Here is a 295-nt window from a genome sequence, read left to right as displayed (position 1 = left end):
CCTTTTAGGGAGCCAAGGTCACTCTGCTTCGTATCGATGCCGAGTGTCTTTGCGCTCTTACCGTACAGCGTGCCGAACACAATCGCCTTAATCGCGTGACGGAGCGGGTGATCCTTGTCCACCCACTGCTTGAAAAAGCGAAACACGTTTTGAATGTGAATGTCGCCTTTCGTCTTTAGCTGCGCCTTGATCTCAGCGCGTTCCTCATCGGTCTTTGCCGAGATGTAGGCTTGCCGCAATTTCTGACCTGCGCGGAACGCCTCGGCCAGTGCCTTGTCGCCTGCCGCAACTGACC

The 295-nt window shown here is 55.6% G+C and carries 1 protein-coding gene; it reads right to left on the bottom strand.

Translation table 11 applies throughout. The annotated features are described in order from the left end of the window. A partial coding sequence (locus AC1RO3_RS09045; protein ID WP_481764088.1) for a hypothetical protein occupies positions 1–295 on the bottom strand: 295 nt, incomplete at both ends.

Source organism: Dellaglioa sp. CoH-57-MRSF-19, from assembly GCF_056781975.1.
This window is presented reverse-complemented; position numbering and strand designations above follow the sequence as displayed.